The sequence below is a fragment of the Mesorhizobium sp. BHbdii genome, assembly GCF_053848045.1.
This window is the reverse complement of record NZ_JBSPKX010000110.1, coordinates 1-549: the sequence shown is the minus strand read 5'-3', so window position 1 is coordinate 549 and position 549 is coordinate 1. Positions and strand designations below refer to the sequence as shown.

At 63.8% G+C, this 549-nt stretch carries 1 pseudogene; it reads left to right on the top strand.

Annotated features, from left to right (window positions below):
* Positions 1-5: 5 nt before the first annotated feature.
* Positions 6-549: pseudogene (locus ACWTU8_RS32110) on the top strand (LLM class flavin-dependent oxidoreductase); the annotation flags it as partial.

The window sequence follows — 549 nt, the reverse complement described above, 5'->3', positions numbered from 1 at the left end:
CAGACATGACCGCTCCAGCCAGCCCGCTCGATTTCTTCTGGTTCATCCCGACGCATGGCGACGGCTCCTATCTCGGTTCCGAGGAGCTGCAGCGGCCGCCGGAGTTCGGCTATTTCAAGGAGATCGCGCAGGCGGTCGACAGGCTCGGTTTTCCCGGCGTGCTCCTGCCGACCGGATAGAATTGCGAGGATTCCTGGATCACCGCGACAGGCCTTGCGACGCTGACCGAAAAACTCAAATTCCTGGTGGCGCTGCGGCCCGGCGTGACGCTGCCGACCTTTGCAGCGCGGCAGACCGCGGCACTCGACCGGCTGAGCAATGGCCGCCTGCTGCTCAATGTCGTGGTCGGCGGCAATCTGACCGAGCTCGCCGGCGACGGCGTCTTCCTGCCGCATGACGAACGCTATGCCCAGGCGCATGAGTTCCTGACCATCTGGCGCGGTCTCGTCTCGGGTGAGCGCGTCAATTTCGTCGGCAAATATTACCGCGTTGAAGATGGCCGCCTCGACCTCTTGCCAAGCCAAGAGCGGCCACCGCTCTATTTCGGCG